Here is a 26,121-nt window from a genome sequence, read left to right as displayed (position 1 = left end):
CATATAAACGGGAACCACCTTTGAAAATTTCGATTTCCCAGAAACAGCCAGATACAAAAGCGAGCGTAGAAACGATACTGGCGCAGCACTAGCCAATGTGGGCGATGCGCCAGCCGTTGGGGCTGGCGCATGATGATGGGCGATTATTTAATCCAGCGATCTTTAATTTCGCTATATTCAGGAGAAGCCATCACCTTCTCCAGCGCCTGGTTGATCTCCGCCAGCAGCGGATTCCCTTTACGCAGCGCAATGCCCAACCCTTTGCCGTAGTATTCTGGATCGGTGGCGTGCTCATCCATAATGACGAAATCCGGGTTCTCCTTCAGCCAGTTTTTCATCGCCGCCACGTCACCAAACACCCCGTCCAGCCGCCCGTTGCGCAGGTCGATTAGCGCATTCATATAGCTATCATAGGCTTGAGATTCAATCTCGCCATGGCGATCCTGGAGATAGCGCTGATGTGAAGTCCCGTTCTCCAGGCCAAGCTTTTTGCCTTTCAAATCAGCAAAGGTGTGGAAGGTATCTTTGCGTACCACCGCGACCGCCGACAATTCGTTGAAGTACGGCGTCGTAAAATCGACCTGCTTTTCACGCAGCGGCGTGATGTCCATACCGGCAATCACCGCATCCATTTTCTTAAAACGCAGCGCCGGGATCAGGCTATCAAAACTCTGATTGGTGAAGTTGCAGGTCGCCTGTAGCTCCTTACACACCGCTTTAGCAATATCGATATCAAAACCAGCGACCTGGTTATTACCGTCGACAAACTCAAACGGCGGATAGGTCGCGCTGGTACCAAAATGAATCACCCGTTCAGCCGCCAGCGCCGAACAAGAAAATAAACCGAGCGCAAGAGCGAGATAAGTACCTTTCATGTTAATGCTCCCTGTGATGCCCCCACAATGATTCAGCTATCTGAAAGATGGTCGGGCTCGTTATTTCCGTCAGGCGTCAAATAAAATTCACCGCCTAAATAATTATCATCAATGATGAACCGTTCAGATCAAAAACTGCAATAAACAGCAGAAACTCCCCCAACGGGAAGAAAATCATACATGAACGAACGCCGATTCTGTAGATTTCTGGGACCTTACCTGGTGTAAATTAGCCAATCATATCCACAGCTTAGATGATACTGAATAGTACGATCTTTCAAAAAAGAGGATTGAATCATCTGTGTAAGAATGATGATTGCAAAAGTAGAGATAAATATTTTATTGTTATGCCTGTTAGTAATATAAAAAGCCTTTCCATAATAAGCGAAAGCTAGCGGGTTTAGCCTGCTTTTGCAGCGCTTAAATAATAGTTACCGGGGACATATGCCCCCGGATTTTCAGATCATTACTTTTTCTTTTCCAGCGCTTCCCATAGCCCCATCAGATAGGTGACGCCCAGTGCGCGATCGTAAAGCCCGTATCCTGGACGCCCTGTTTCACCCCAGATAAAGCGACCATGATCCGGACGAATATAGCCGTCAAATCCATTGTCATGAAGAGCCTGCATGACTCGGTACATATCCAGCGAACCGTACTGGGAAGGATGTGCCGATTCATAAAAGTCTTTATCTTTTATCAGCTTGATATTACGCACGTGTGCGAAATGGAGGCGTTTACGGCGAGTGAAATCAGCCAGTATTTCATAAACGTTGTTGTCCGGATCTTCAGCAATTGAGCCAGTACAAAGCGTGATACCGTTCGCCGGAGAGTCAACCGTATCGCAAATCAGCGCCAGGTCGGCATGATTTTTTACCACTCGCGGCAGGCCAAAAATGGAATACGGCGGATCGTCCGGGTGAATAGCCATTTTGACACCGACTTCCTCACATACCGGAACGACTTCACGTAAGAAATAGAACAAGTTTTCCCGTAGCTTCGCATCATCAACATCGCTATAGCGCGCAAACAGCTCCTGTACCTTAGCCAGACGCTCAGGTTCCCAACCCGGTAAAGCAAAACCGTTCGAGTTTTCCAGTACCTCTTTAACCACCTCTTCCAGCGTCTTATCAATACCGTGCTTTTCAAAAGCCATGGTCAATGAGCCATCCGGCAGCACATAGTTCATGTCGGTCTTCATCCAGTCGAAGACCGGCATGAAATTGTAGCAGATGACTTTTACGCCAAACCCCGCCAGGTTGCGGATGGTTTGCTTATAGTTTTCTATGTAGCGATCGCGTTCTGATGAACCAATTTTGATGTCATCGTGAATGTTTACGCTTTCGATCACTTCCATCTTCAGCCCAGCGGCGTGAGCCTGCTCGACCAGCGCCTTAATTTTTTCTACCGGCCAGACTTCGCCGGGAGCAACGTCGTAAAGCGCACCCACGACGCCTTCTACCCCAGGAACCTGCCGAATATACTCCAGAGGGATTTTATCTTCCTGTGGACCGAACCACCGCATTGTCATCTGCATGTTAACTTCCGCCTTTAATTTTCCAGGTCTGTACCATACTAGTATTTTATAGCATATTCAGTAATCTTTATTAGATCAATGCTTATCAATAAAAAATAAACGTCAGCAGAGTAATATCTAAAATACGGAGCGTTATTTATCTGGCGATAATAGATATCTCAGAAAAATAAAGTATTCGGATTCATAACTGATGGTGGGATATGAGTCATTTTATTATCGGGTTCGGCGACCACCTGAACAATCATTGGCAATGCGGCTGAATGATTGACAAGCGTAACAACGCCAAATTGCTCCTCCGGCGTATTAAAGCCGGGGGAGCGCCTTTGTGCAGGCTGTTTACGCCAACAGCCACAGGCATTTTCTCTATTTTCGTTCAGTCAGCATCTGCCAAAGAAACTCTTCTTTCATCGCTCGTTGAAATGCCCGTTGGCTATTTTCCGGCGAGCTGCCGTGACCGGCTTCAGTTTCTTCATACAGCCAGACATTATCGTGGCCCTGCTGCTGCATGTGCGCCACCATTTTGCGCGCATGGGCTGGGCTAACGCGATCGTCTTGCGTACCGGTAGTAAACAATGTCGGCGGATAATGCTTATCTGCACGAACCTTGTCGAACGGCGAGTAGTTTTGCAGCCATTGCCACTCTTCTGCGTTCTCCGGGTCGCCGTATTCCGCTACCCATGACGCCCCTGCCAGCCAGCGATGATAGTTACGCATATCCAGAAGCGGTACCTGGCAAACCAGCGCGCCAAAAAGCTCCGGGTAATCTGTTAGCATATTGCCGATCAGCAAGCCGCCGTTGCTCCCTCCTTGCGCCGCAAGCCGTTTCGGGCAGGTTACGCGGCGCGCGATCAGGTCTTTCGCTACCGCCGCAAAATCTTCATAGGCGCGATGGCGGTGTTGTTTCAACGCCGCCTGATGCCACAGTGGTCCGTATTCCCCTCCACCGCGAATATTCGCGACGACGAAAACGCCTCCCTTTTGCAGCCAGGTTTCCCCCATTGCGCCCAAATAGTACGGAGACAAAGAAACCTCGAAACCACCGTAACCATAAAGCAAAGTCGGGTTGTCGGCGGTTAATGCCAGTCCCTTAGCAGAAATCTGAAAATACGGGATGCGCGTACCGTCCAGAGAAATAGCAAAATGCTGAGTCACCTCGATACCCGAGGCATCAAAACAGGACGGGTCCTGTTTCACGGCAATTAGATTCCCGCTGTCCAGACAGCCAAGGCTCAGGCGGCAAGATTGCAAGAATCCATAGCTAACGACTCGATAGCGGTTGCTCTCTATGTCAATGCCATATGCTGAAATACAGGTGAAATCGGGCAATTCCAGCGTGTTAACGTTGCGCCACTGACCGTGTTCGGGGCGGCAAAATGTTACTTTTTCGACCACATCCTGAGTCAGATTGAGTATCAGGTAGTCACGCGTCGTATCGTAGCCTTGCAGCGTAGTGTGGGCATCCGGCGTGAACAGAACGGTAAAATCGCGCTGGCCCTGCTGAAAAGCCGTAAAATCGGTCGCGATCAACGAGCCTGCGGGATAGGTTTTGTCGGCAATCTGCCAGGCCGAGGTCAGCATCACCAGAAGCCAGTTTTGCAGAAAACCGCATGATGCATCTTCAGGAATAGCAATGGGTTCCAGTTCATTTTGCGCGGTCAACAGCCAGGTGCGGCGGCGATAAAAATCCTCAGCGCGCTGCACCAGCGTTTTCTCAAAACCAGGGGTCGGATCGTGCCAGGCATATACACGCATATCCGACTCAGTTCCGGCATAAATGAGCGCGGCATCCTGCGCAGGTGTTCCGCGCTGCCAGCGGCTAACGCAGCGAGGATAGCCCGATTGGGTCAGCGTATCGCCCCCCGCATCAAGCGCTAAAAGAAGCGTATTTTCATCAAGCCAGCGAGCGGAGCTTTTACTTTCGGGAAGATAAAACCCGTCGGCAACAAAAGTCTTGTTAACCAGATCAAACTCGCGGATTTCACATGCATCACCACCGCTCGACAGATAGATTAGCGCCCGCATGTAATCCGGGTAGAGGATATCGGCACCGTGATAGTTCCAGCTTGCACTCTCCTCTTCATTTAGCCGGTCGATGTCCAGCACCGTTTCCCATTCAGGGTTATCCGCCAACCAGGAGACTTCCGTCGTTCGCCGCCAGATACCGCGCGGATGCTGTTCATCCTGCCAAAAGTTATAAACCGTTTCACGATAGTGGCTAACCCAGGGAATATTCGATTGATCGTCCAGCGATTGCAAAACGGCCTTCTGCGTACGATGAAAACGCTCACCCTGCGCAAATTTTGCGATAGTGCGGCTATTTTGATCCGCCACCCAGCGCAGGGCGTCATCGTCCTGCGGAGTTTCCAGTTTGTTGAGCAGTTCCTGAATACTTTTTTGCGTCATAGTTGTCTCTTCCTGATGGGTTCTGGCTGAGTTCGGGGCCATGAGCGGGCTTTGTTATGGAGAGATTTAAGCCTTCTCGTTTTGATTAGACTACCGCAGCAGAAAAATGAATAAAAATGTCCGGATGCGTGGAGGAAGTTATCATACCGGGAGAGATAAAGCAGAACCGGCCAGCCGTGATAAGCGGCCAGCTTATTGACTACGTCGCAGAGACTGACGCTAAAGGTGTTCCTCTTCATCCAGAGAGATAATCTGAATTCCGGCGTTACGATACTCCTGAACCTCATCGGGCAGGCGATCGATCACCACCGTATCAATGCGACTTGCGGCAGTAAACTGGGCAAGAGAGGTGTTATTGAGCTTGCTATAGTCACAGACAATAATCACCTGGCTGGCGTGTTCAACCATTCCGCGTTTCGTTTCTGCCAGCAAAATATCGGCAACGCAGGCGCCGTGTTTCAGCGAGAGCGAATTCGTGCCCATAAACGCTTTATCGACGTTCAGCGTATCAAGAATGGAGCGTCCGTTGATCGCCACCACGCAGTGGTATCCCTTCTTCACGATACCGCCCAACAGAATGGTCTGAATAGAGGGGCTGGCTTCCAGCTCACGAGCTATTTGATAATCGTTGGTCACCACCGTGACGTTCTGTCGATCGCGAATGTTGCGCGCGATATGCAGAGTCGTCGTGCCCGTATCCAACACAATAATGTCGCCATCCTCCACCAGCGCCGCTGCACGTTGGCCGATCCGCTCTTTCGCGCTGAGGTTCACAATTTCGCGCGTATCAGAGGCCTGTTCGAAGCTCGCCCGCGTGCGAAGAACGGCCCCGCCATGCGTACGGGTGAGTAGCCCTTCATCTTCCAGTTGGCGGAGATCGGCGCGAATGGTGGCTCCAGATACATTAAAGACATCACACATCTCAGAAACAGTAACTTTGCGTTTTTCCCTGAGAATACTGAGCAACTTCTCCTGTCTTTCTTCTGCAAACATTCTGCCTCTCTTTTATTTACACCATTTACCGCACGATAACAGCGCTGACTTACCTTCAGTCTGGTCCTGCGCTCAGAGCATCCAGCCGGTCATATAAGGCGGTGGATTGCCGGTAGAGCGTATCAAATAGCTCCGTGCAGGATTGGTAATAGTCCCGCAGTCGGGGATCGGGCGAGATCAGTTTGTCGAATTGCACCGTCTGCCGCACGCCGCTGGCAAAGTCGGCGTAAAGCCCCACGCCAACTCCCGCGATAATACCGCATCCGGTGACGCCATTCTCCTGATTGCGCGTAGATAATATCGGAAGATTGTAGGCCGCAGCTTTGATTTCAAGCCATAGCTGGCCGCGCGCGCCGCCGCCGGAAGCGATCATTTGTTGCGGATATTGTCCGCACTCCTGCAGTTGACGGAGGTTACGCCAGGAAGCAAACGCTACCCCTTCCAGCACCGCACGGAATAAATGACCGCGACGATGCTTTCGCTGCAGGCCGAAGAACTGCGCACGCGAATTGTTTTTCTCGGCCAGACGCTCTCCCGTCAGATAGGGAAGAAATAGCAACCCTTCCGCGCCTGCCGGTACCTCCGCCGCCTCCTGCAAAAGCTGCGGGTGCGTGATCTGGTTGTCGGAAAGCGCCAGCCGCGCCCAGCGAACGGCATCACCGCCAGCATCCAGAATAGTGAATCCACCCCAGGCAGAGTTTGCCAGATGAAGGTTATTGACCAACGGATGCTGTAATGGACGCTGCGACACCACCGTTATCAGCGTCGAGGTCCCCGTGGAGTCAGAGGCCATTCCTGGCTCATACACGCCTGAACCGATCAAGGAAGCCGCCATATCAGAAGTGCCGGCGACCACAGGGATCCCCATCGGCAGGCCCGTAAGGCCGGATACAAGCGGCGTCACCTGCCCGATAACATCGCTGGATAGTTTAAGGTCCGGTAACTGATCGACCCTGAGGCCAAACATCTCGCAGGCATGCGAAGACCAGCTTAGTGTTTCGCTATCCATAAGAAAATAGCAGGATGCCTCACTATAGTCGGTCGCCAGAGCACCGCTCAGCATGAAGTTAATATAGTCTTTTGGCATCAGAACTTTAGCTAACTTCGGCCAGCTTTGCGGATGATGCTCGCGCCACCACGCAAGTTTAAAAGCGGGCCATGCCGCCGCTGGCGGGTTATTTAAATGCGTCAGCCACTTGTCCCGCCCTTCTCGCGCAACAAAGGCATCAACCTGAGGCTGGCTGCGTTTGTCATTCCACAATAGCGCCCGGTCCTCCAGCAGCTTGCCATCATCGTCCAGCAGCACCGTGCCATGCATCTGCCCGCAGGCACCAATAACCGCAATCTGCGAAACCGCTTCAGGATAACGGTGGAGAATTTCGCGGATGCATTCACAGGCGGCCTGCCACCATAGTGAAGGGGCCTGTTCTGACCAACCCGCACGTGGCGTCGTTTGCTCATACTCCCTTTGCGCAAAGCCGATCATGGTGCCATCGACTTGCAGAATAGCCGCACGAGTACTGCCAGTACCAACATCAATAGTGAGTATTTTATCTTTCATCACTGACTCCGGTGACGTCTTAAGGCGGGCCATCAGGCCCGCAGCCTCTCAGTTTACCTGGCATTCAACTCAGGAAAGCGTTCAGGGTATTGCTCCAGTTCCGCCAGCACCTTTGTTACCGCGCCATGGCTCATACCAAAGCGGCGAACGCCAAGCTGATAGAGCGCGCGGACCGTTTCCAGATCGCGAATGCCCCCTGCGCCTTTAATATCGATTCGACCGTTAAGCTGATGGGCGATGATGCTGACTTTTTCCACCGTCGCGCCCGTCGGCGCCCAGCCGGTGGAGGTCTTAACCCACTTCATCCCGACCTCTACGGCAATATCACAAACGCGACGAATTTGCTCTTCGTTCAGATAATGCGTTTCGAGGATCACCTTCGCCGGTACGGGGGCGGCGGCTTCCACCACGCGGCGTAAATCTTCACGCACATAGTCATAATCGCCGGATAAAACTTTGCCGATGTTCACCACCATATCCACTTCGCGAGCACCATCGGCAATCAGCTGCCGTACTTCCTGCACCTTGGTGTCGGTAGTATGCCCGCCGCCGGGAAAGCCGACCGGTCCGCCAATCATCACCTCTCCCGTTCCCTGCTGCGGCAGTAACGTACTGAGAAAGCGCGTCCAGCAGGGCAGCACATGTACGGAAATAATGTTGTATCGAGTCGCCAGTTCGGCACAGGCGCGAACATCGGCTTCAGTACTGGTTGCCTGCACTGCGCTCAGGTCAATCAAACGTGCAAAACGACGGGTTGTTTCATTCATGATTTAATCCTGCTCTTTGTTTTTAGTTACTTTCATTTAATGCTGTTATCTCGCGTAAATCCATTTAAAAACGCATCAAATGAAAATAACGTGATCAAATTAGCATTTTTTTATTTTCATTTGCTTTTAATTAAAAGGCGGGAAATGAATGACGCCATCTCTGGGCGGGAAAAAACGGTCATAAACGGGCGCAAAAGCAATATTGCATTTATTTTTGTTTGTTTTTGTTTGTGACTGGATAACAGGTGAGGCAATCGAAATATGTACGTGATAGAGGGTTGAAATGCGCGTTCTATCACACAGCCCGACGAGAAAAATGCGGCCTTCAGCGGATATTCCCGGCGTCGCAACGCCCTGTTCAAGGGACAGGTAATCTGATTACGCACTGCAGGAGAGAGCTATGTTGCCGCTGGAACGTCATCGTTTGATTATCGAGCTGTTGGGCCAACGCGGAGTCATGCGGGTAAATGAAATTGCGCAGGCGACTCATGTTTCCAGAGAAACGATCCGCCGCGATCTGAACGAGCTGGAGCGACAAGGGATATTAAATCGTAGTCATGGTGGGGCGCTCGTCGCGGAAAACCCGCTCCCGGCGAGCAAAACGATAACTTTCGCCCTCCCGGTAGAGGATACCCAGGGAAGCTTTCAGCAAAGAACGTTGCTGCACAGTGAAGGCAAAATGCGCATTGCGCGGAAAGCGCTGCAGTTCCTTCAGCCGGGAAAGACGATTTTGCTGGACGGCAGCAGCACCAGCTGGTTTTTAGCCCGCCAGATGCCTGAGATAGCGTTAACGGTTATCACGCCGTCCATCCGGATCTTGCAAGCGCTGATGAGCAGACGCTCATTGCATCTGGTGGGGCTAGGGGGCGATTTTTCCCCGAGCGAAGAGTCGTTCTTTGGTGAAACCACCTCAAGGATGCTTCGCGAGTATGCCGTAGATACGCTTTTTTTCTCATGTCAGGGCCTGGAACGCGATAGCGGCCTGTATACCGGAACGGAAGCCCACGCCGCGCTGCTAAGACAGATGATGGTGGCAGCACGACAGGTGATTGCGCTCGTCGATGCCAGCAAGTTAGGACGTTTGGGCATAGCGCGGCTAGGAGGATTAGGCGAACTGGACTGTTTAATTACCGAAAAGTTTGACGATCCGTTGCTGGAGAAAGAGATGACCTGGCACAACGTTGGCATACACATCGCCTGAGTGCACCGTCATGACGTGACGGTTAATACGAGCATTGTCGAAACGCTGCTTCGCGCGGTAGGACCAGACTTTGCCTGAAATCAGCCTACGACCGGAACAAAGAGGCCTTATGCGTTATTACATTTCTCCCTCGCTCATGTGTATGGACATGATGAAGCTGACGGAACAGCTGCACTTTTTAAACGACAAAGCCGACAGGCTGCATGTCGACGTGATGGATGGGCACTACGTCAAAAACCTGGCGCTATCGGCCAGTTTTGTAGAGCAAATTCGCCCTTTTACATCGCTGCCAATCGATGTGCATTTGATGGTAGAAGAACCAGTGTCGTTTATCCCGGCGCTCATTAAGGCCGGGGCAGACGCCATTTCACTTCACCCGGAAACCATCTGCCGGGAAGCCTTTCGCGTCATCAATATGATTCGCCATGCGGGAAAAGAAGTTGGCATGGTACTCAATCCCGCCACGCCAATTGAGAGCGTGCAGCACTATCTGCATCTGCTCGATAAGGTCACCGTGATGACCGTCGATCCGGGCTATGCCGGTCAGCCGTTTATTCCCGAAATGACCGCAAAAATCGCCCAGCTTCATCAGCTAAAAGAGATCCGCAACCTCAACTTCTTGCTGGAAGTCGACGGCTCATGCAACCGCCACACCTACCGTGAGCTGCTGGGAGCCGGGGCACAGATATTGATTATGGGCAGCAGCGGTTTATTTCGCCCGGATATGCCCCTCGCGCAGTCCTGGGAAAATATGTCCCAGGACCTGGCCGCCGCGCTGCGTTCCCCTGAGCACGTATAGAGGAGTGAATGATGTCAGAAAAAGTCTGCGTTTTTGGTTCATTCAATTTGGACATGGTCGCCAGAGTGGAGCGCTTTCCCGTACCGGGCGAATCGTTAGTCGCCTGCGGAAGTATGACCAGCGCCGGAGGAAAAGGGGCGAACCAGGCCACCGCCGCGCTAAAAGCGGGGGCCAATGTCCACTATATCGGCAAGATTGGTAATGATACGTTCGGCCATTTTGCTCGTCGCCATCTGAAAAGTATCGGTTTTAATGCCGTGACGCTATTGGTCGCGGAGTCTGTCCCCACCGGCAATGCGCTGATTTATGTTGCCGGCAACGATGCCGAAAACATGATTGCCGTCGATCCCGGTGCCAACATGACGGTGACCGATGATGAAATCGCCGCCTGTATTCCCGCCATCGGCTGCGCGGATGTGGTTCTGGTCCAGTTGGAAAATAACCTTTCCGCCATTGAACAAGTCGTTGATGCGGGCAAAAAGGCCGGTGCATTTGTGGTTCTGAATCCCGCGCCCTGGCAACCCGTTGACAAGGATTTTCTTAGCAAAGTTGATTTGCTCACCCCGAATGCGACAGAGGCCAGGTTAATGACCGGATGTCGCGTTGACGATCTCGCAGGTGCTTCAGAAGCCGCAGATGTTCTGCATGCCCAGGGCGCCCGCAACGTCATTATTACGCTTGGCGCAAATGGCGCATTGCTGAGTGAGCAAGGCGTGAAATCCCATATCCCGTGCTTTCCTTCTCATCCCCGCGATACCACCGGCGCGGGCGATGCATTCAACGGCGCGCTGGCGGCGCGGCTTGCCTGCGGCGAGCCCTTGCATACAGCGGCGCAATTTGCCGCAGCCTATGCCGCCGTCAGCGTTGAAAAACAGGGCGCGTCATCCTTACCAGATTACGAAGAAGCCCTGGAACGTCTTTTACGTGCCACCTCTGATTATGAAATGGCATAAACCCTACGATATAAAAACCATTACGAGGATAGCTCAATGAGTACGCTAACAACGGATAAGGTCGATAAAGCGGCGCTCCAAACCGAAAAATTGGATACCAGCGCCTATTTACCGCATACCCCCTGGCTCCAGTTTTTACTGGTGTGCTGCCTGTTTGCGCTATGGGGTATGGCGGGCAACCTGAACGACATATTGATTGCCCAATTTAAAAAGGGTTTTGATTTAACGGATACTCAGACCGCGCTGGTGCAGTCGATTTTTTTCCTCGGTTACTTTTTTGTCGCCCTGCCTGCGGCGGCGCTGATTAAACGTTATTCGTATAAAGCGGCGATTATTATTGGGCTGTGCCTGTACGCCCTCGGCTGCTTCCTGTTCATCCCGGCCGCGCAGATCATGACCTATGGCGCGTTCCTCGCCTGCCTGGGGGTTATTGCCTGCGGACTCTCTTTCCTGGAAACCTCGGCGAATACCTACTCAAGCCTGCTTGGCCCCATTCAGTCCTCCACCCAGCGCATTAACTTCTCACAGATATTTAATTCCCTCGGCGTTATTTCCGGCGTGCTTATCGGCCAGGTTATGGTCTTTGGCGAACACGATCCCAGCCATGAACAGCTGCTGGCAATGCCCGCCGCCGCCGCGGACGCCGCGCGCCATCAGATGGTGGGACAGGTTGTCGGGCCTTACCTGATTATCGGTTCTGTGTTGGTGGTGCTGGCTCTGGTTTTTGTGTTTATCAAATTCCCGACATGCAAGGGCACGCAATCTCAGCAGCAGGTTCCCGCAGAAAGCATGGGACCAACGCTTAAACGCCTGTTTGCCATACCACGTTTCCGTCTTGGGGTTCTGTCGCAGTTTTTATACGTGGGTGCTCAGGTAGGCGTATGGAGCTTCACTATTCGATTCGTGCAGCTCGTGCAGCAGGGCACCAGCGAGCACTCAGCCACCTATTGGCTGCTGGCTTCGCTGGTGATTTACGCCGCTGGAAAAGCGATTGCGACCTGGTTGATGAACCGACTGAATCCGGCATTACTGCTTGGCACCTTTGCATTAGCAGCAACAGCCCTCCTGCTGATTGCCGTATTTAGCAGCTCAATGCTGGCGGTCTACGCGCTGATTCTTGTGAGTTTCTGTATGGCGCCATGCTGGCCGACCAACTTTGGTCTGGTCATCAAAGGTATGGGGAAAGATACACAAACCGCAGGATCGATAGTCGTGATGTCAATTATCGGCGGGGCCGTTATTCCGCTGGTGATGGGGATTATTTCTGATATGAACGGCGGTAATATGCAAATCGCCTTTATCGCCCCGTTATTGTGCTTTGTTTATGTCGCTTTCTACGGTTTCTGGTGCGTGCGTAAGGGGGTATAAGATGCGCGAACTTATCAACAATATTGCCCATATCGGGTATCAGGTGAATGATTTAACGCGTTCGCTGGCATTCTATGAACCGCTAGGCTTTAAGCGCCAGCAGCGGTTTAGCAAACCCTCGCCGCAGGGCACCATTGAGGTCGCTTTTATTGAAATGGGGGGTACTGTTCTCGAACTGTACCAACTACCCGAAGGGGTTCCTTTTGACGCGCCTCGCTGCGGTATCGATCATCTTGCGCTTGAAGTCAGCGACCTGGATGCCGTTCAGAAGAGACTGGAAGCACTCGGCTATCCGCTGGATGAAGGGCCTGTTGAGGAAGAATGCGTACGTTTCCTGCTTATTCGCGGCCCGGATGGCGAACGTCTTGAGTTCGATGCATTTAAAAGATAACGTGCTGTTATAAAATATATTTTTCTGCACAGGTATCCTTTTAGACCCAGATAAATCGGGTCTAAAAGGATCGGATTCGTCATGAAATCAGTAATGCACAGATGGCTAAAGTGCTTAATGGTATTGCCGATGATGTCTTTATCACCACCATTATCTGCCATGCATTAATATTACAAGGGGTAATTGAATTCAGGAGAGTCAGGGAGAAGTAAATCTGGAGCGGGCGAAGGGAATCGAACCCTCGTATAGAGCTTGGGAAGCTCTCGTTCTACCATTGAACTACGCCCGCAAAGAAGTGCGTGGGCCATTATAGACCTTACGCACCGGCTGACAAGCCCAAACTACGCTAACTGCCGATAAAATAACCTTTTAGCACTTAGGCTTACTACCCTGCGGCGGCAAATAGCGCAACGGGTCGATAGCCGTCGCGCGGTAACGAATCTGGAAATGCAGACGTACGGAATCCGCATCCGAGCTACCCATGGTGGCAATCTGCTGCCCAATCTTCACGCTCTGGCCGTTATTCACCATCAGCTTATCATTGTGCGCATAGGCGCTAATGTAATCCTCATTATGTTTAATCATAATCAGGTTACCGTAGCCGCGTAGCTGGTTCCCCACGTACACCACTTTGCCCGCCCCTGCCGCATACACCGGCTGACCTCGCTTACCGGCGATATCGATACCTTTATTACCGCCATCGCTGGTGGAATATGGAAGTACGACTTTGCCGCTGGTTGGCCAGCGCCAGCAGCGCTGCCCTACCGGCGGCCAGGAGGATTGTGGTACCGCCGAAGATGGTGTCACTGCAGCGGTGCGTTTCGCAGATGATTTCTTGCTGGATGTATTCGCCTTCGCTGTAGTCCCTGAAGTGCTGTTCAGCTTCAGTTTCTGCCCCACTTCGATGGTATAGGGAGGCGAAATATTGTTGAGACGGGCGAGATCCCTGACGCTGGTGCCGGTGGAACGTGAAATAGCGTATAGCGTATCGCCGCGCTTAACGGTATACGTAGAGCCGGAATCAGATGAACTGGAACACCCCGCAACGATCAGGCTGCTCACCAACATTATCGTGATATAAAAGCGTTTACTCATCAGGCGTCCTGCACACAAACTGTCACCTAAAAACCAGGGGCATTATCATACCAGCCAGCCGCACGATCCCCAATCGATAGGCATCATCCGGAAGTATTAAACGGATATCCCTGCGCAATAATATCCATCAGTGCAGGTAGATAAGACATGGAGGGTAATTTCACCAACGCAGGATAAAATATTTGCGGCGAGGGGAAGACATCCACTACGTAGCACTGACTAAGTTTATCAGCATCAACTTCAGAAGACGGTAGCAGCGTCGCCGCTTCAAGACCGGACTCCAGCCAGTCGAGGATAACGCCCGGCTGCGTGATATGCATAATAACTTTCGCACTGACTCCTGATTTACGAAACAGATCCATCAGCATCTCGTAAGTCCCTGAATCCTTTGCTCGATGTAGCAACACCAGCGGCAACGCCGCCAGCGCAGTATAGTTATAAGGATTAGGTGGCGGAGACGAAAGACATTTTTTGTTGATAACCGCAACCAGCTTGATCGGATCAAACGAGACATAATCAAATCCTTCGCTGCGATAGGGCCGCTGAATTAAGGCCAGATCGATACCACCTTCTGTTAATAAGGTCTCAAGATGGCTGGAATCGGTAACGGAAATATTTATCGAAGTTTCCGGATTACGCCGGTACACCTCCATTAATAGCGCCTTAAAATAATTCTGATAGAGGTGAGTTAGTCCGATTCTCAACTCGGTACGATTTTTTTGCGCGATATCCGTCGTTTCACGGGCGGTATCTTCTACCTGACGTAATATTTCGCAGCCTTTTCGATAGAGGAAAAAACCGGCTTCAGTCGGTTCAATGCGGTTACCGCGACGAACAAAAAGCGATACCTGAAGCTCCTCTTCCAGCTCCTGAATCCGCTTACTGAGCGGCGGCTGCGCCATATTCAGCGATTTCGCCGCCTGGCTGACCGAGCCTTGCTCCACCACCCGACAAAAATAGCGTAAGCGCTTTAAATCCATCATCATCACCCGTAGTTTAATTTGTCATCAGTATCACACTTACCTGGAGAAATAAAAAGCTGGCCCCGTTACACTCCATATTCATTAATCATTATTTAACAGATTGTTAAAATAAACTTTTTTGATCTACTGACCATCCGGTAAACGGTATTTGTTTTAAAGCGCCATGAAAAATATTGTGCAGGTAGCGAAACTTCTTTTCCGAAGGAACATCCCATGACAAATACTGATAACAAAAAAACTTCAACGGTGCATGATTTACGTTCTGCGCTAGAACTCCTGAAAACGCTTCCCGGCGAGTATGTTGAAACCGATACCGAAGTCGACCCGCACGCTGAACTCTCCGGGGTTTATCGCTACGTGGGTGCAGGTGGTACCTGCCAGCGCCCGACCCGCAAGAATGGGCCGGTCATGGTCTTCAATAAAATCAAAGGATTTAATGATATCAGCGTGGCGATTGGCCTGAACGGCTCGCGCCAGCGCGTCAGCCATTTTCTCCAGTGTGAACCGGCAAAGCTGGGCCATCTGCTAAAAAACTCGGTCGAAAACGCCATCGCACCGATAATGGCTCAAGGTACAGCGGTATGTCAGGAAGTGGTACATCTGGCGAGCGATGCCGATTTCGATCTGCGTAAACTACTGCCTGCTCCAACCAACACGGAGGAGGACGCAGGCCCCTATATCACCATGGGTCTGTGCTACGCCTCAGACCCGGAAACGCACGAGTCCGATATCACTATTCACCGCCTGTGTGTACAGAGTCGCGACGAACTCTCCATGTGGCTGACCCCCGGTCGTCATATTGATGCTTTCCGTATGAAGGCGGAAGCCGCAGGCCAGCCGCTGCCGATTTCTATCAGCATCGGCGTGGATCCGGCGATTGAAATTGCGGCCTGCTTTGAACCACCAACCACACCGCTGGGCTTCAATGAGCTGAGCATCGCGGGTGCGCTGCGCGGTAAGCCGGTTGAGATGGTGCAGTGTAAAACCATTAATGAAAAAGCCATCGCCCACGCCGAGATTGTGATTGAAGGCGAACTGCTGCCAAACGCACGCGTACGTGAAGATCAGAACACCAACACCGGTCGCGCAATGCCTGAATTTCCGGGCTATACCGGCGAAGCGAAAGAGGCGATCCCGGTCATCAAGGTGAAAGCCGTGACCCACCGCATCAACCCCATCTGGCGTACCACCGTCGGGCCAGGTGAAGAACACGTCAATATGGCCGGTATCCCCACAGAAGCCAGCATTCTGGATATGGTCGAACGCGCCATGCCGGGCAAACTGCTGAACGTTTTCGCCCATTCAGCGGGCGGCGGTAAGCTGCTGGCAGTGCTGCAATTTAAAAAATCATCCCCGGCGGATGAAGGCCGTCAGCGTCAGGCGGCTCTGCTGGCTTTCTCTGCATTCCCGGAACTCAAGCATGTCATCCTGGTGGATGAAGATGTCGATATTTTCGATAGCGATGACGTTCTCTGGGCCATGCAAACCCGCTACCAGGGCGATGTCGACACCATTACTATTCCCGGTGTCCGCTGCCACCCGCTCGACCCATCACAGGTTCCGGAATACAGCCCGAGCATCCTACAGCAGGGGATGTCGTGCAAAACAATTTTCGACTGCACGGTGCCGTTCCATCTGAAGCACAATTTCCAGCGCTCCAAATTTAAAGAAGTGGACGTTAAACGCTTCCTGCCTGATTTCGAATAAAGGAGACCACCATGACAGCACGCATCATCATTGGTATCAGCGGGGCGTCCGGGTTTCAGTACGGTGTTAAGGCGCTGGAGCTACTTCGTCCGCTTCCCGTTGAAGTCCACCTGGTGGTCTCGAAAGGCGCGGAAAAAACCTGCGAACTGGAGACGGATTACTGCCTGGACGACGTGGTGGCGCTGGCTGACGTGGTGCATCCCATCGCTAATCTTGGAGCAGCAATCTCCAGCGGTTCGTTTAAAACGCTGGGTATGCTGGTGGCCCCCTGCTCAATGCGTTCTTTGGGGGCGATTGCCCATTGCCTGACTGACAACCTGCTCACCCGGGCGGCTGATGTCGTGCTGAAAGAGCGTCGTCGACTGGTGCTGCTGGCCCGGGAAACGCCGCTGAACCTCGGACATATTCGCAACATGGCCGCCGTCACCGAGATGGGCGGGATTATCTTTCCGCCGGTCCCGGCGCTTTACCAACGGCCACAAACGGCGGACGACATCATTACTCACAGCGTTAATCGCGCGCTCGATCTGTTTGACCTTGAGGTCAACAACATCCCTCGCTGGGGTGAAGGCGAGCTAAGTTTTAATTAACAGGAAATTATTCAATGTTAATCGGCCCGTATGTAAATGGTTCCGCCGTCATTATTGGTGGATTAATTGGCGCCATGGGGGGGAGTAAACTCCCGGATCGCGTCAAAACAGCGCTGCCAATGACCTTCGGCCTTTGCTCCGTAGGTTTGGGCATCACCCTGGTGTTAAAAGTGAAGTACATGCCCGCCGTGGTGCTGGCCATGGTGATCGGCGCACTCCTCGGCGAGCTTCTGCATCTGGAAAAAAGAATCGGAAAAGCAGCGGGATCCACGCGCGGTTTAATCAACAAAGTTCTGCCGCCGGTCAATGGCCTCAGCCATGAAGAGTTCACCGAGAAATTTGTCGCCATCCTGGTGCTATTTTGCGCCAGCGGTACCGGCATCTTTGGGGCGATGACCGAGGGGATGAGCGGCGATCCATCAATACTGTATATTAAAACGATTCTCGATCTGTTTACTGCTGGGATCTTCGCCACGCTGCTGGGCTACGCGGTGATGACCATTGCCATCCCGCAGATCGTTATTCAAGTGGCGCTGGCGATGCTGGCGGTGGTTATTCTGCCAATGATCACCCCGGATATGATGGCGGATTTCTCCTGCGCAGGCGGGCTGCTGATGGTGGCAACCGGGTTGCGTATCTGCAACATTAAGCTATTTCCGGTAGCGAATATGTTACCAGGGCTTGTTTTGGTAATGCCTTTGTCCCATTTATGGGCTACCCTAGTGGCCTGAGTACATGACCCGGCGGGTTTGTGCCGGGTCATTTTTTATTTTCAGGAGTTGTCATGGCCGGGGAACATGTCATTTTGCTCGATGAGCAAGATAAGCCTTCAGGTATGCTGGAGAAGTATGCCGCTCACACCCTCAATACCCCTTTGCACCTCGCATTTTCCTGCTGGTTGTTCAATGAAAAAGGTCAATTACTGGTCACCCGTCGCTCGCTGGCTAAAAAAGCCTGGCCCGGCGTCTGGACGAATTCAGTCTGCGGACACCCGCAAACCGGTGAAACCTTTGAACAGGCCGTTGAACGCCGCTGCCGCTTTGAGTTAGGTGTCGATATCCACAGCATGACGCCTGTCTATCCTGAATTTCGCTATCGGGCCGTGGCGCCAAACGGTATTGTCGAGAACGAAGTCTGCCCGGTGTATGCCGCACGAAGAGCCAGCCCATTGCAGATCAATCTTGATGAAGTAATGGATTTTCAGTGGAGCAATCTTGAGGATGTTTTAAGCGGGATCCGCGCTACGCCGTGGGCCTTTAGCCCGTGGATGGTGATGCAGGCTACGGACGATAATGCGCGTGAAGCATTGATAAATTTTAGCCGTCAGGCATAAAAAAACCCCAGTTCTGCTGGGGTTTCGTTTATTACGGTAATGTTTATTTTACCGGACGCATCGCCGGGAACAGGATCACGTCGCGGATGGTGTGGCTGTTAGTGAACAGCATGACCATACGGTCGATACCAATACCCAGACCCGCAGTCGGCGGCAGGCCATGCTCCAGCGCGGTCACGTAGTCTTCATCATAGAACATCGCTTCGTCATCACCAGCGGCTTTCGCGTTTACCTGATCCAGGAAGCGCTGCGCCTGGTCTTCGGCATCGTTCAGCTCGCTGAAGCCGTTACCAATTTCACGCCCGCCGATGAAGAATTCAAAGCGGTCGGTGATTTCCGGGTTCTCGTCGTTACGGCGCGCCAGCGGAGAAACTTCTGCCGGATATTCAGTAATGAAGGTTGGCTGAATCAGGTGCGCTTCCGCCACTTCTTCGAAGATCTCGGTCACGATACGGCCCAGACCCCAGCTCTTCTCAACGTGAACGCCGATACTTTCAGCAATGGCTTTCGCGGAATCGAAGTTATCCAGGTCCGCCATCTCGGTTTCCGGACGGTATTTCTTGATAGCTTCACGCATGGTCAGTTTTTCAAACGGCTTGCCGAAGTCGAAGGTCTGATCGCCATAAGGCACTTCAGTGTGGCCCAGAACGTCCTGCGCCAGCGTGCGGAACAGAGATTCAGTCAGCTCAATCAGATCTTTATAATCCGCATACGCCATATAGAGTTCCATCATGGTGAACTCTGGGTTATGGCGAACGGAGATGCCTTCGTTACGGAAGTTACGGTTGATTTCGAACACACGCTCAAAACCGCCAACCACCAGACGTTTCAAGTACAGTTCCGGCGCGATACGCAGGTACATGTCGAGGTCCAGTGCGTTGTGATGGGTGATAAACGGACGGGCGGAAGCGCCGCCAGGGATCACCTGCATCATCGGAGTTTCAACTTCCATAAAGCCGCGACCGACCATGAACTGACGAATGCCAGCCAGGATCTGCGAACGAACTTTAAAGGTGTTGCGAGATTCATCATTGGAGATCAGGTCCAGATAGCGCTGACGATAACGCGCTTCCTGATCCTGCAGGCCGTGGAATTTGTCCGGCAGCGGGCGCAGGGCTTTGGTCAGCAGACGCAGCTCGGTGCAATGGATAGAGAGTTCACCGGTCTTGGTTTTGAACAACTTACCGCGAGCAGCGATAATGTCACCGAGGTCCCATTTTTTGAACTGCTCGTTGTAAACGCCTTCAGCCAGATCGTCACGCGCAACGTACAGCTGAATGCGGCCGCCTACGTCCTGCAGCGTAACGAAGGAAGCTTTACCCATAATACGACGGGTCATCATGCGGCCAGCAACGGCGACTTCAACATTCAGCGCTTCCAGCTCTTCGTTTTCTTTCGCATCGAAGTCAGCGTGCAGTTGATCAGAGGTGTGGTCACGACGGAAATCATTCGGGAACGGGATACCCTGCTCACGCAGTGCAGCCAGCTTTTCACGACGGGCTTTCAGTTCATTATTAAGGTCAATTGCCGCGTCAGCGCCCTGTGCTTGTTGTTCAGACATGTTGGTTCCTCATAACCCTGCTTTCAAACTTGCTTCGATAAATTGATCCAGGCTGCCGTCCAGCACCGCCTGAGTGTTGCGGGTTTCCACCCCGGTGCGCAGATCTTTAATGCGGGAGTCATCCAGCACGTAAGAGCGGATCTGGCTGCCCCAGCCGATGTCGGACTTGGTATCTTCCATCGCCTGCTTCTCGGCATTTTTCTTCTGCATTTCCAGCTCATAAAGCTTCGCTTTCATCTGCTTCATGGCCTGGTCTTTGTTCTTGTGCTGTGAACGGTCGTTCTGGCACTGCGTCACTAAGCCGGTCGGAATGTGGGTGATACGTACCGCGGATTCCGTACGGTTAACGTGCTGACCGCCCGCGCCAGATGCGCGATAAACGTCGATACGCAGATCCGCCGGGTTGATTTCGATATCAATATCGTCATCCACTTCCGGGTAAACGAACGCAGAGCTGAAAGAAGTGTGGCGGCGGCCGCCGGAATCGAACGGGCTCTTACGCACCAGGCGATGCACGCCGGTTTCGGTACGCAACCAGCCGTAGGCGTAATCGCCGATAATCTTGATAGTCACGGACTTAATGCCCGCCACTTCGCCTTCAGACTCTTCGATAATCTCGGTTTTAAAGCCGCGGGCTTCAGCCCAACGCAGATACATACGCGTCAGCATGCTGGCCCAATCCTGTGCTTCTGTACCACCGGAACCGGCCTGGATATCAAGGTAGCAATCGGCGCTGTCGTATTCACCGGAGAACATGCGGCGGAATTCCAGCTGCGCCAGCTTCTCTTCCAGCACGTCAAGTTCAGCAACGGCTTCGTTGAAAGTCTCTTCGTCATCGGCTTCAACGGCCAGCTCCAGAAGACCAGAAACATCCTCCAGCCCCTGAGACATCTGATCCAGCGTATCAACGATGGCTTCCAGCGAGGAACGTTCTTTGCCCAGCGCCTGAGCGCGCTCGGGTTCGTTCCAGACGTCCGGCTGTTCCAGCTCGGCGTTTACTTCTTCGAGACGCTCTTTCTTAGCATCATAGTCAAAGATACCCCCTGAGAACGTCGGAGCGCTCCGTGAGGTCCTGAATGCGGTTTTTTACCGGATTTATTTCAAACATGATCGGTTTCTTTTAATGGATTCGTCAAAATGCGGTGATAAGAGCGGAATTCTACCGGATTCGCGCCCTTATTAATATACTGTTGTCAATTTGGCCAGAGGTGGTCAATGATCAGCTGCAGGCTGCGGTTCCCGCGGAACTCATTGATATCAAGCTTATAGGCTAGCTGCACTTCACGAACGCCGGGATCTGGCCAAATGGAAGTATCGACATTAAACGCGATACCATCCAGCAGCGGGCCGCCGCCAACGGGTTCAACCATGACCTTCAGGTGACGCTCGCCGACCAGCCGCTGCTGTAAAATGCGAAAACGGCCATCGAACAGCGGTTCGGGGAACATTTGCCCCCACGGCCCTGCGTCGCGCAGCATCTGTGCGACTTCCATACTCATTTCAGCCGCCGCCAGAGGACCGTCAGAGACCACTTCCCCTTGCAATAGCGCGGGGTCGAGCCACTCGGTTACCAGCTCGCCAAAGCGTTGCTGAAACTCGTCAAAGCGCCCCTCTTCCAGCGACAGTCCCGCAGCCATAGCATGGCCGCCGAACTTCAGAATCATGCCAGGATAGAGCGTATCCAGGCGCTCCAGCGCATCGCGCATGTGCAGCCCCTGAATCGACCGACCGGAGCCTTTTAGCAGTCCGTCTCCGGTGGGCGCAAAAGCGATGACCGGACGATGAAAACGCTCTTTGATGCGTGAAGCCAGGATGCCGACAACGCCCTGATGCCACTGCGGGTGATACATCGCCAGCCCACCTGGTAGCGTTTCACTGCTGCGTTCCAGCTTTTCGCACAAGGTCAGCGCTTCCGCCTGCATTCCCTGCTCTATCTCTTTACGCGTCTGATTTAGCGCATCAAGTTCATTCGCCAGCATTCGCGCTTCGCCGGTGTTGTCACACAGCAGCAGCGCCACACCAACGGACATATCGTCCAGCCGTCCCGCCGCATTAAGCCTCGGACCCAGCGCGAAACCGAGATCGCTGGCCGCCAGCTTTTGCGGATCGCGATTAGAGATTTCCAGCAGCGCTTTAATGCCTGGACGGCATTTACCCGCCCGAATGCGGCTCAGCCCCTGCCAGGTCAGAATACGGTTGTTGGCATCCAGCGGTACAACGTCCGCCACGGTGCCAAGCGCCACCAGGTCGAGTAAATCAGCCAGATTCGGTGGCGCAATACCGCGCTCCTCAAACCAGCCTTTATCACGGAGAAAAGTGCGCAGCGCCAGCATCAGATAAAAGGCCACGCCTACTCCGGCCAGCGATTTTGACGGGAACTCGCAGTCACGCAGGTTCGGGTTAATAATCGCTTCGGCGGCGGGCAGCGTATCCCCCGGCAGATGGTGATCGGTCACCAGCACCGAAATACCCAGCGCATGAGCATGATCGACGCCAGCGTGGGACGAAATGCCGTTATCCACGGTCATAATCATCTGCGCGCCGCGGGCGTGAGCCTGATCGACCACTTCCGGACTCAGGCCATAACCGTCGTCAAAGCGATTAGGGACCAGGTAAGAGACGTTGCCGTAGCCCAGCGCGCGAAGGGCCAGGACGCTCAGCGCGGTGCTGGTCGCGCCGTCGGCGTCAAAATCGCCGACGACGACAATATGCAGATCCTGCTTGAAGGCCCCATAGAGCATCTCTACTGCTTTCTCAACGCCGGTCAGCTGCGACCATGGCAGCATGCCTTTCACGCCGCGCTCCAGCTCCTGCGCGCTGCGCACGCCGCGACTGGCGTACAGCCGTTGCAGCAGCGGGGGAAGGTCTGAAGGCAAATCGGCGTCGTCAGCCGCCTCACGGCGGCGTAGTTGTATCTGTTGTTTCACGCGAATCAGTTACCGCTCGTTTGTTTTTGATGCTCATCAAGGAGCGCTTTCAGATCTTTAGGGTCACGATAGCCCGGCATAAGGGTCCCGTCGCTCAGCACCATCGCCGGGGTGCCGTTAACGCCAAGCTGCACGCCGAGCGTGTAGTGTTTAGCGATATCGACATCGCAGCTGGCAGCCTCTACGGCCTTGCCGCTCATGGCGTTATCCAGCGCTTTATTACGGTCTTTGGCACACCAAATTGCCTTCATATTCTGCTCGGCTTCGCTTTGCAGGCCCTGACGCGGGAAGGCCAGATAACGCACAGTAATACCCAGCGCGTTATAGTCGCTCATCTGCTCATGCAGTTTATGGCAGTAGCCGCAGGTAATATCGGTGAAGACGGTGATGACGTGTTTTTCCTGCGGCGCTTTATAGACGATCATCTCTTTTTCCAGCGCGTTCAGCTTACCCGCCAGCAGCGTGTTGGTAACGTTTACCGGCTGCGCGCCGCTCACATCGTACATCGGCCCCTGGATAATGTGCTTTCCATCATCGGTAACGTACAGCACGCCGCTATCCGTCAGCACGGTGCTGATGCCTTTTACCGGAGAAGGTTGCACGTCCGAGCTCTGCACACCCAGCCGGGTCAGCAGCTGTTTGATCGCCGCGCTATCGGCATGCGCCGCACCGGATAAGGTGGTCGCCAACAGGGTGAACATCAATAAACCTTTTTTCATACTCAATCCTTTTTTTCAGCGCTCACGCACGCGGGTGATGCTGTTGATGAAGTTGTCGCAGACGCTCGGTCGCCACGTGGGTGTAGATCTGCGTCGTGGAGAGATCGCTGTGTCCTAACAGCATCTGCACCACGCGTAAGTCGGCGCCATGGTTAAGTAAATGCGTAGCGAACGCATGGCGCAACACGTGCGGGGAGAGCTTGTCGCTGTCAATCCCCGCCAGTACGGCATAGTGCTTAATCCGATGCCAGAACGTCTGGCGCGTCATTTGCTGCGCGCGCTGGCTGGGAAAAAGCACATCGGACGCCACGCCGTTCAGCAGCCAGGGACGCCCGTACTCAAGATAATTCTCAACCCACAGTACCGCCTCTTCGCCTAACGGTACCAGCCGTTCTTTATTTCCTTTACCAATCACGCGCAGCACGCCCTGGCGCAGGCTGATGTCGCTCATGGTCAGGCCCACCAGCTCTGAAACGCGCAGACCTGTCGCATACAACACTTCCAGCATGGCTTTGTCGCGCAGCTCCAACGGTTGTTCAACCACCGGGGCCTGCAGCAGGCGCTCGACCTGAGCCTCGCTCAGATCCTTCGGCAACCTCTGCGGCAGCTTTGGCGATGCCAGCAGCGCGCTGGGGTCGTCCTGGCGGATTTTCTCCCGATAAAGGTGCTGGAAGAAACGGCGTACGGCGCTTAGCAAGCGCGCGGTGCTGGTGGCTTTATAGCCGCCGGTTTGCCGCTCCGCCAACAGAGACTGAAGGTCTTCACCGCTGACGCTGGCAAGCGACAGCCCACGATGATGGAGCCATTCGACCACCATCGTCAGATCCCGGCGGTAGGCGCTTAGCGTGTTTTCCGCCAGGTTACGCTCCAGCCATAAGGCATCAAGAAACTGCTCGATTTGTGCGAGATCTTGTTCCACTCCGGCCTCTTTGCTTATTAAAACGGCGTCATTATACCCTAAATAATTCGGGTTGCAGGCTGGCGCAGCCTTTCTGGTACACTAAGCGCAAAGTCACAGCAAGAATTGAGACGTTTCCGCGATGAACATAGGTCTTTTTTACGGTTCCAGCACCTGCTACACCGAAATGGCGGCGGAAAAAATCCGCGATATCATCGGCCCTGAACTGGTGACGCTGCATAACCTGAAAGATGATTCCCCTGCCCTGATGACGCAATATGACGTGCTGATCCTCGGCATTCCGACCTGGGATTTTGGCGAGATCCAGGAAGACTGGGAGGCGGTCTGGCAGCAGCTCGATACGCTGGATCTGCAGGATAAGATCGTCGCGCTATACGGCATGGGCGACCAGCTAGGTTATGGCGAATGGTTCCTTGACGCGCTCGGTATGCTGCATGACAAGCTGGCAACCAGGGGGGTTAAGTTTATCGGCTATTGGCCAACTGAAGGCTATGAGTTCACCAGTCCGAAACCAGTCATCGCTGACGGCCAGCTGTTCGTTGGTCTGGCGCTCGATGAAACGAATCAGTACGACCTGAGCGATGAGCGTATCCAGAACTGGTGTGAGCAAATCCTCGGCGAAATGGCAGAGCAGTTCGCCTGAGTCTTCGTTTAATCTTGCGTCGGTTTCTGTAATACCAGCCGACGCAGATCGCGCCACTCCCCCGCGTCCATGCTATCTGCAGCAACCCACAGGTGCTGGGTGCGGTGGTTTTCCGTATGTCGCAGGCGCAGCAGCATTCCGCTGTTAATCACCCACGGAGTGCCGACGATATCCCACTCCGCTTTTTGCCAGCGCAGACGAGAGTCGATCAGCAGCTTTATTTCGCCCTGACGTGCGTGGATCCGCCGCTGACTGCGCACGCAGTCGAATACCACCAGAGACAGCAGTATCAGCCACAGCGGGGTGTAACTGAGCGGCCAGGGCATCAGCAGCACCAGCGCCGCCACAATGCCGTGCAGCAACAGCGAGAACCACTGCGCTCGCCACGAGATGCGTAAATCAGATTGCCACAGGACCACGTTCCCGATTCCGTGTCTGAATTAATTTTACCATCCGTTGCAGTTCCGCATCAGCCGGTTCGCCATGGTTCATCAACCAGTTGAATAAGTCCGGATCGTCGTTTTCCAGCAGGCGGATGAACAACTGTTTGTCGCCATCGCTAAGCGTATCGTACTCATGCTCGAAAAACGGCATGATGGAGATATCGAGTTCACGCATACCCCGGCGGCATGCCCAGTGGATGCGGGCCTTATTGTTAATGTCCATGTTGTCCTTCCTGCATATAGATATTGTTTAGTTTAACCCGTTTTCGACACCGACTTCACTGGAATATCGAGATTCGCGAGCGCTATTCCATGAAAACCCTAAAATAATCAGGTTATTTATTCTTTCACTCGTT

General features: G+C 53.2%; 25 protein-coding genes and 1 tRNA gene. 10 read left to right on the top strand and 16 right to left on the bottom strand.

The annotated features are described in order from the left end of the window. Window positions 1-143 precede the first annotated feature (143 nt). The 6 genes from FN082_RS22525 to deoC form a co-directional block, all read right to left on the bottom strand. The gene (locus tag FN082_RS22525; RefSeq protein WP_139540240.1) at window positions 144-875 is read right to left on the bottom strand and encodes an arginine ABC transporter substrate-binding protein; all 732 of its coding nucleotides are present in this window, start codon (window positions 873-875) and stop codon (window positions 144-146) included. Window positions 876-1,341: 466 nt separating this feature from the next. Continuing rightward, window positions 1,342-2,409: a mannonate dehydratase gene (uxuA, locus tag FN082_RS22520; RefSeq protein ID WP_142462045.1), complete on the bottom strand. Its 1,068-nt coding sequence runs from the start codon at window positions 2,407-2,409 to the stop codon at window positions 1,342-1,344. A 363-nt stretch (window positions 2,410-2,772) separates the two neighbouring features. Further along, entirely contained in the window at window positions 2,773-4,854 is a 2,082-nt protein-coding gene (locus FN082_RS22515; RefSeq protein WP_268887528.1) for a prolyl oligopeptidase family serine peptidase, read from the bottom strand. A 177-nt stretch (window positions 4,855-5,031) separates the two neighbouring features. Then, window positions 5,032-5,805, bottom strand: coding sequence for a DeoR/GlpR family DNA-binding transcription regulator (locus FN082_RS22510; RefSeq protein ID WP_139540246.1), 774 nt, complete (start codon window positions 5,803-5,805; stop codon window positions 5,032-5,034). Between the two features lie 55 nt (window positions 5,806-5,860). Continuing rightward, window positions 5,861-7,366 (bottom strand): xylulokinase, encoded by a 1,506-nt coding sequence (locus tag FN082_RS22505; RefSeq protein WP_142982396.1) that lies wholly within the window; start codon window positions 7,364-7,366, stop codon window positions 5,861-5,863. Between the two features lie 53 nt (window positions 7,367-7,419). Next, window positions 7,420-8,133, bottom strand: a complete 714-nt coding sequence (deoC, locus tag FN082_RS22500; protein WP_139540249.1) for a deoxyribose-phosphate aldolase — start codon at window positions 8,131-8,133, stop codon at window positions 7,420-7,422. Between the two features lie 400 nt (window positions 8,134-8,533). Here deoC and FN082_RS22490 point away from each other — a divergent pair, with 400 nt between their 5' ends. The 5 genes from FN082_RS22490 to FN082_RS22470 all read left to right on the top strand — a co-directional run bounded on the left by FN082_RS22490 (window position 8,534) and on the right by FN082_RS22470 (window position 12,845). Next, the gene (locus FN082_RS22490) at window positions 8,534-9,334 is read left to right on the top strand and encodes a DeoR/GlpR family DNA-binding transcription regulator (RefSeq protein WP_139540253.1); all 801 of its coding nucleotides are present in this window, start codon (window positions 8,534-8,536) and stop codon (window positions 9,332-9,334) included. 109 nt (window positions 9,335-9,443) lie between these two features. Beyond that, complete coding sequence (gene alsE / locus FN082_RS22485; protein ID WP_142982395.1) at window positions 9,444-10,133, top strand: D-allulose 6-phosphate 3-epimerase; 690 nt, start codon at window positions 9,444-9,446, stop codon at window positions 10,131-10,133. A gap of 11 nt (window positions 10,134-10,144) precedes the next feature. Beyond that, on the top strand, window positions 10,145-11,086 hold the full coding sequence (locus tag FN082_RS22480) for a ribokinase (protein WP_142982415.1): 942 nt from the start codon (window positions 10,145-10,147) through the stop codon (window positions 11,084-11,086). A 36-nt stretch (window positions 11,087-11,122) separates the two neighbouring features. Then, on the top strand, window positions 11,123-12,454 hold the full coding sequence (gene fucP, locus FN082_RS22475; protein ID WP_139540257.1) for an L-fucose:H+ symporter permease: 1,332 nt from the start codon (window positions 11,123-11,125) through the stop codon (window positions 12,452-12,454). A 1-nt stretch (window position 12,455) separates the two neighbouring features. Next, entirely contained in the window at window positions 12,456-12,845 is a 390-nt protein-coding gene (locus FN082_RS22470; RefSeq protein WP_142982394.1) for a VOC family protein, read from the top strand. Window positions 12,846-13,060: 215 nt separating this feature from the next. Here the strand turns inward: FN082_RS22470 and FN082_RS22465 are convergent. The 3 genes from FN082_RS22465 to FN082_RS22455 form a co-directional block, all read right to left on the bottom strand. Next, window positions 13,061-13,134 (bottom strand) — tRNA-Gly (locus FN082_RS22465). A gap of 80 nt (window positions 13,135-13,214) precedes the next feature. Further along, window positions 13,215-13,940 (bottom strand): amidase activator ActS, encoded by a 726-nt coding sequence (gene actS, locus FN082_RS22460; RefSeq protein ID WP_139540261.1) that lies wholly within the window; start codon window positions 13,938-13,940, stop codon window positions 13,215-13,217. A gap of 83 nt (window positions 13,941-14,023) precedes the next feature. Next, on the bottom strand, window positions 14,024-14,920 hold the full coding sequence (locus tag FN082_RS22455) for a LysR family transcriptional regulator (RefSeq protein WP_139540262.1): 897 nt from the start codon (window positions 14,918-14,920) through the stop codon (window positions 14,024-14,026). A gap of 216 nt (window positions 14,921-15,136) precedes the next feature. Between FN082_RS22455 and FN082_RS22450 the strand changes: the two genes are divergently transcribed. From FN082_RS22450 to idi, 4 genes are read left to right on the top strand one after another with little or no spacing between them, the layout of a single operon-like run. After that, window positions 15,137-16,630, top strand: a complete 1,494-nt coding sequence (locus FN082_RS22450) for a UbiD family decarboxylase (RefSeq protein WP_142982393.1) — start codon at window positions 15,137-15,139, stop codon at window positions 16,628-16,630. 11 nt (window positions 16,631-16,641) lie between these two features. Then, a complete protein-coding gene (locus FN082_RS22445; RefSeq protein WP_142982392.1) occupies window positions 16,642-17,220 on the top strand; it encodes a UbiX family flavin prenyltransferase in 579 nt (192 codons plus the stop codon). Window positions 17,221-17,234: 14 nt separating this feature from the next. Beyond that, on the top strand, window positions 17,235-17,951 hold the full coding sequence (locus tag FN082_RS22440; RefSeq protein ID WP_139540267.1) for a DUF554 domain-containing protein: 717 nt from the start codon (window positions 17,235-17,237) through the stop codon (window positions 17,949-17,951). Window positions 17,952-18,004: 53 nt separating this feature from the next. Further along, a complete protein-coding gene (gene idi / locus FN082_RS22435; protein WP_142982391.1) occupies window positions 18,005-18,553 on the top strand; it encodes an isopentenyl-diphosphate Delta-isomerase in 549 nt (182 codons plus the stop codon). A 43-nt stretch (window positions 18,554-18,596) separates the two neighbouring features. Here the strand turns inward: idi and lysS are convergent, their stop codons facing one another. The 5 genes from lysS to xerD all read right to left on the bottom strand — a co-directional run bounded on the left by lysS (window position 18,597) and on the right by xerD (window position 24,679). Then, the gene (gene lysS / locus FN082_RS22430; RefSeq protein WP_110276696.1) at window positions 18,597-20,114 is read right to left on the bottom strand and encodes a lysine--tRNA ligase; all 1,518 of its coding nucleotides are present in this window, start codon (window positions 20,112-20,114) and stop codon (window positions 18,597-18,599) included. A 9-nt stretch (window positions 20,115-20,123) separates the two neighbouring features. Beyond that, window positions 20,124-21,222 (bottom strand): peptide chain release factor 2 gene (gene prfB, locus FN082_RS22425; protein ID WP_139540270.1). Its coding sequence is split into 2 segments (ribosomal slippage): window positions 20,124-21,146 and window positions 21,148-21,222, totalling 1,098 coding nucleotides; the frame shifts between segments, so codons are not numbered across the junction. Between the two features lie 85 nt (window positions 21,223-21,307). After that, on the bottom strand, window positions 21,308-23,041 hold the full coding sequence (gene recJ / locus FN082_RS22420; RefSeq protein WP_142982390.1) for a single-stranded-DNA-specific exonuclease RecJ: 1,734 nt from the start codon (window positions 23,039-23,041) through the stop codon (window positions 21,308-21,310). A 5-nt stretch (window positions 23,042-23,046) separates the two neighbouring features. Beyond that, complete coding sequence (gene dsbC, locus FN082_RS22415; protein ID WP_139540273.1) at window positions 23,047-23,760, bottom strand: bifunctional protein-disulfide isomerase/oxidoreductase DsbC; 714 nt, start codon at window positions 23,758-23,760, stop codon at window positions 23,047-23,049. Window positions 23,761-23,782: 22 nt separating this feature from the next. After that, entirely contained in the window at window positions 23,783-24,679 is an 897-nt protein-coding gene (gene xerD / locus FN082_RS22410; protein ID WP_139540275.1) for a site-specific tyrosine recombinase XerD, read from the bottom strand. Between the two features lie 121 nt (window positions 24,680-24,800). Between xerD and fldB the strand changes: the two genes are divergently transcribed. Further along, the gene (gene fldB / locus FN082_RS22405; RefSeq protein ID WP_139540277.1) at window positions 24,801-25,322 is read left to right on the top strand and encodes a flavodoxin FldB; all 522 of its coding nucleotides are present in this window, start codon (window positions 24,801-24,803) and stop codon (window positions 25,320-25,322) included. Between the two features lie 8 nt (window positions 25,323-25,330). On the opposite strand, the gene FN082_RS22400 is transcribed toward fldB, so the two are convergent. Both FN082_RS22400 and sdhE read right to left on the bottom strand, forming a co-directional pair. Next, the gene (locus tag FN082_RS22400; RefSeq protein ID WP_139540279.1) at window positions 25,331-25,741 is read right to left on the bottom strand and encodes a protein YgfX; all 411 of its coding nucleotides are present in this window, start codon (window positions 25,739-25,741) and stop codon (window positions 25,331-25,333) included. After that, window positions 25,722-25,988, bottom strand: a complete 267-nt coding sequence (gene sdhE, locus FN082_RS22395; RefSeq protein WP_139540281.1) for an FAD assembly factor SdhE — start codon at window positions 25,986-25,988, stop codon at window positions 25,722-25,724. The genes FN082_RS22400 and sdhE overlap by 20 nt, the downstream gene beginning before the upstream one ends. Between the last annotated feature and the right edge of the window lie 133 nt (window positions 25,989-26,121).

Origin of the sequence: Klebsiella spallanzanii (assembly GCF_902158555.1) — a bacterium.
Taxonomy (GTDB): domain Bacteria; phylum Pseudomonadota; class Gammaproteobacteria; order Enterobacterales; family Enterobacteriaceae; genus Klebsiella; species Klebsiella spallanzanii.
This window is presented reverse-complemented; position numbering and strand designations above follow the sequence as displayed.

Bases quoted from the DNA above. Each gene is read 5' to 3' on its own strand.
- FN082_RS22525 (WP_139540240.1), bottom strand. From the start codon at position 875: ATGAAAGGTACTTATCTCGCTCTTGCGCTCGGTTTATTTTCTTGTTCG.
- FN082_RS22445 (WP_142982392.1), top strand. From the start codon at position 16,642: ATGACAGCACGCATCATCATTGGTATCAGCGGGGCGTCCGGGTTTCAG.
- lysS (WP_110276696.1), bottom strand. From the start codon at position 20,114: ATGTCTGAACAACAAGCACAGGGCGCTGACGCGGCAATTGACCTTAAT.
- FN082_RS22505 (WP_142982396.1), bottom strand. From the start codon at position 7,366: ATGAAAGATAAAATACTCACTATTGATGTTGGTACTGGCAGTACTCGT.
- FN082_RS22480 (WP_142982415.1), top strand. From the start codon at position 10,145: ATGTCAGAAAAAGTCTGCGTTTTTGGTTCATTCAATTTGGACATGGTC.
- FN082_RS22470 (WP_142982394.1), top strand. From the start codon at position 12,456: ATGCGCGAACTTATCAACAATATTGCCCATATCGGGTATCAGGTGAAT.
- FN082_RS22450 (WP_142982393.1), top strand. From the start codon at position 15,137: ATGACAAATACTGATAACAAAAAAACTTCAACGGTGCATGATTTACGT.
- uxuA (WP_142462045.1), bottom strand. From the start codon at position 2,409: ATGCAGATGACAATGCGGTGGTTCGGTCCACAGGAAGATAAAATCCCT.
- actS (WP_139540261.1), bottom strand. From the start codon at position 13,940: ATGAGTAAACGCTTTTATATCACGATAATGTTGGTGAGCAGCCTGATC.
- fldB (WP_139540277.1), top strand. From the start codon at position 24,801: ATGAACATAGGTCTTTTTTACGGTTCCAGCACCTGCTACACCGAAATG.
- FN082_RS22490 (WP_139540253.1), top strand. From the start codon at position 8,534: ATGTTGCCGCTGGAACGTCATCGTTTGATTATCGAGCTGTTGGGCCAA.
- deoC (WP_139540249.1), bottom strand. From the start codon at position 8,133: ATGAATGAAACAACCCGTCGTTTTGCACGTTTGATTGACCTGAGCGCA.
- FN082_RS22455 (WP_139540262.1), bottom strand. From the start codon at position 14,920: ATGGATTTAAAGCGCTTACGCTATTTTTGTCGGGTGGTGGAGCAAGGC.
- FN082_RS22510 (WP_139540246.1), bottom strand. From the start codon at position 5,805: ATGTTTGCAGAAGAAAGACAGGAGAAGTTGCTCAGTATTCTCAGGGAA.
- alsE (WP_142982395.1), top strand. From the start codon at position 9,444: ATGCGTTATTACATTTCTCCCTCGCTCATGTGTATGGACATGATGAAG.
- idi (WP_142982391.1), top strand. From the start codon at position 18,005: ATGGCCGGGGAACATGTCATTTTGCTCGATGAGCAAGATAAGCCTTCA.
- dsbC (WP_139540273.1), bottom strand. From the start codon at position 23,760: ATGAAAAAAGGTTTATTGATGTTCACCCTGTTGGCGACCACCTTATCC.
- fucP (WP_139540257.1), top strand. From the start codon at position 11,123: ATGAGTACGCTAACAACGGATAAGGTCGATAAAGCGGCGCTCCAAACC.
- sdhE (WP_139540281.1), bottom strand. From the start codon at position 25,988: ATGGACATTAACAATAAGGCCCGCATCCACTGGGCATGCCGCCGGGGT.
- FN082_RS22440 (WP_139540267.1), top strand. From the start codon at position 17,235: ATGTTAATCGGCCCGTATGTAAATGGTTCCGCCGTCATTATTGGTGGA.
- FN082_RS22515 (WP_268887528.1), bottom strand. From the start codon at position 4,854: ATGGCCCCGAACTCAGCCAGAACCCATCAGGAAGAGACAACTATGACG.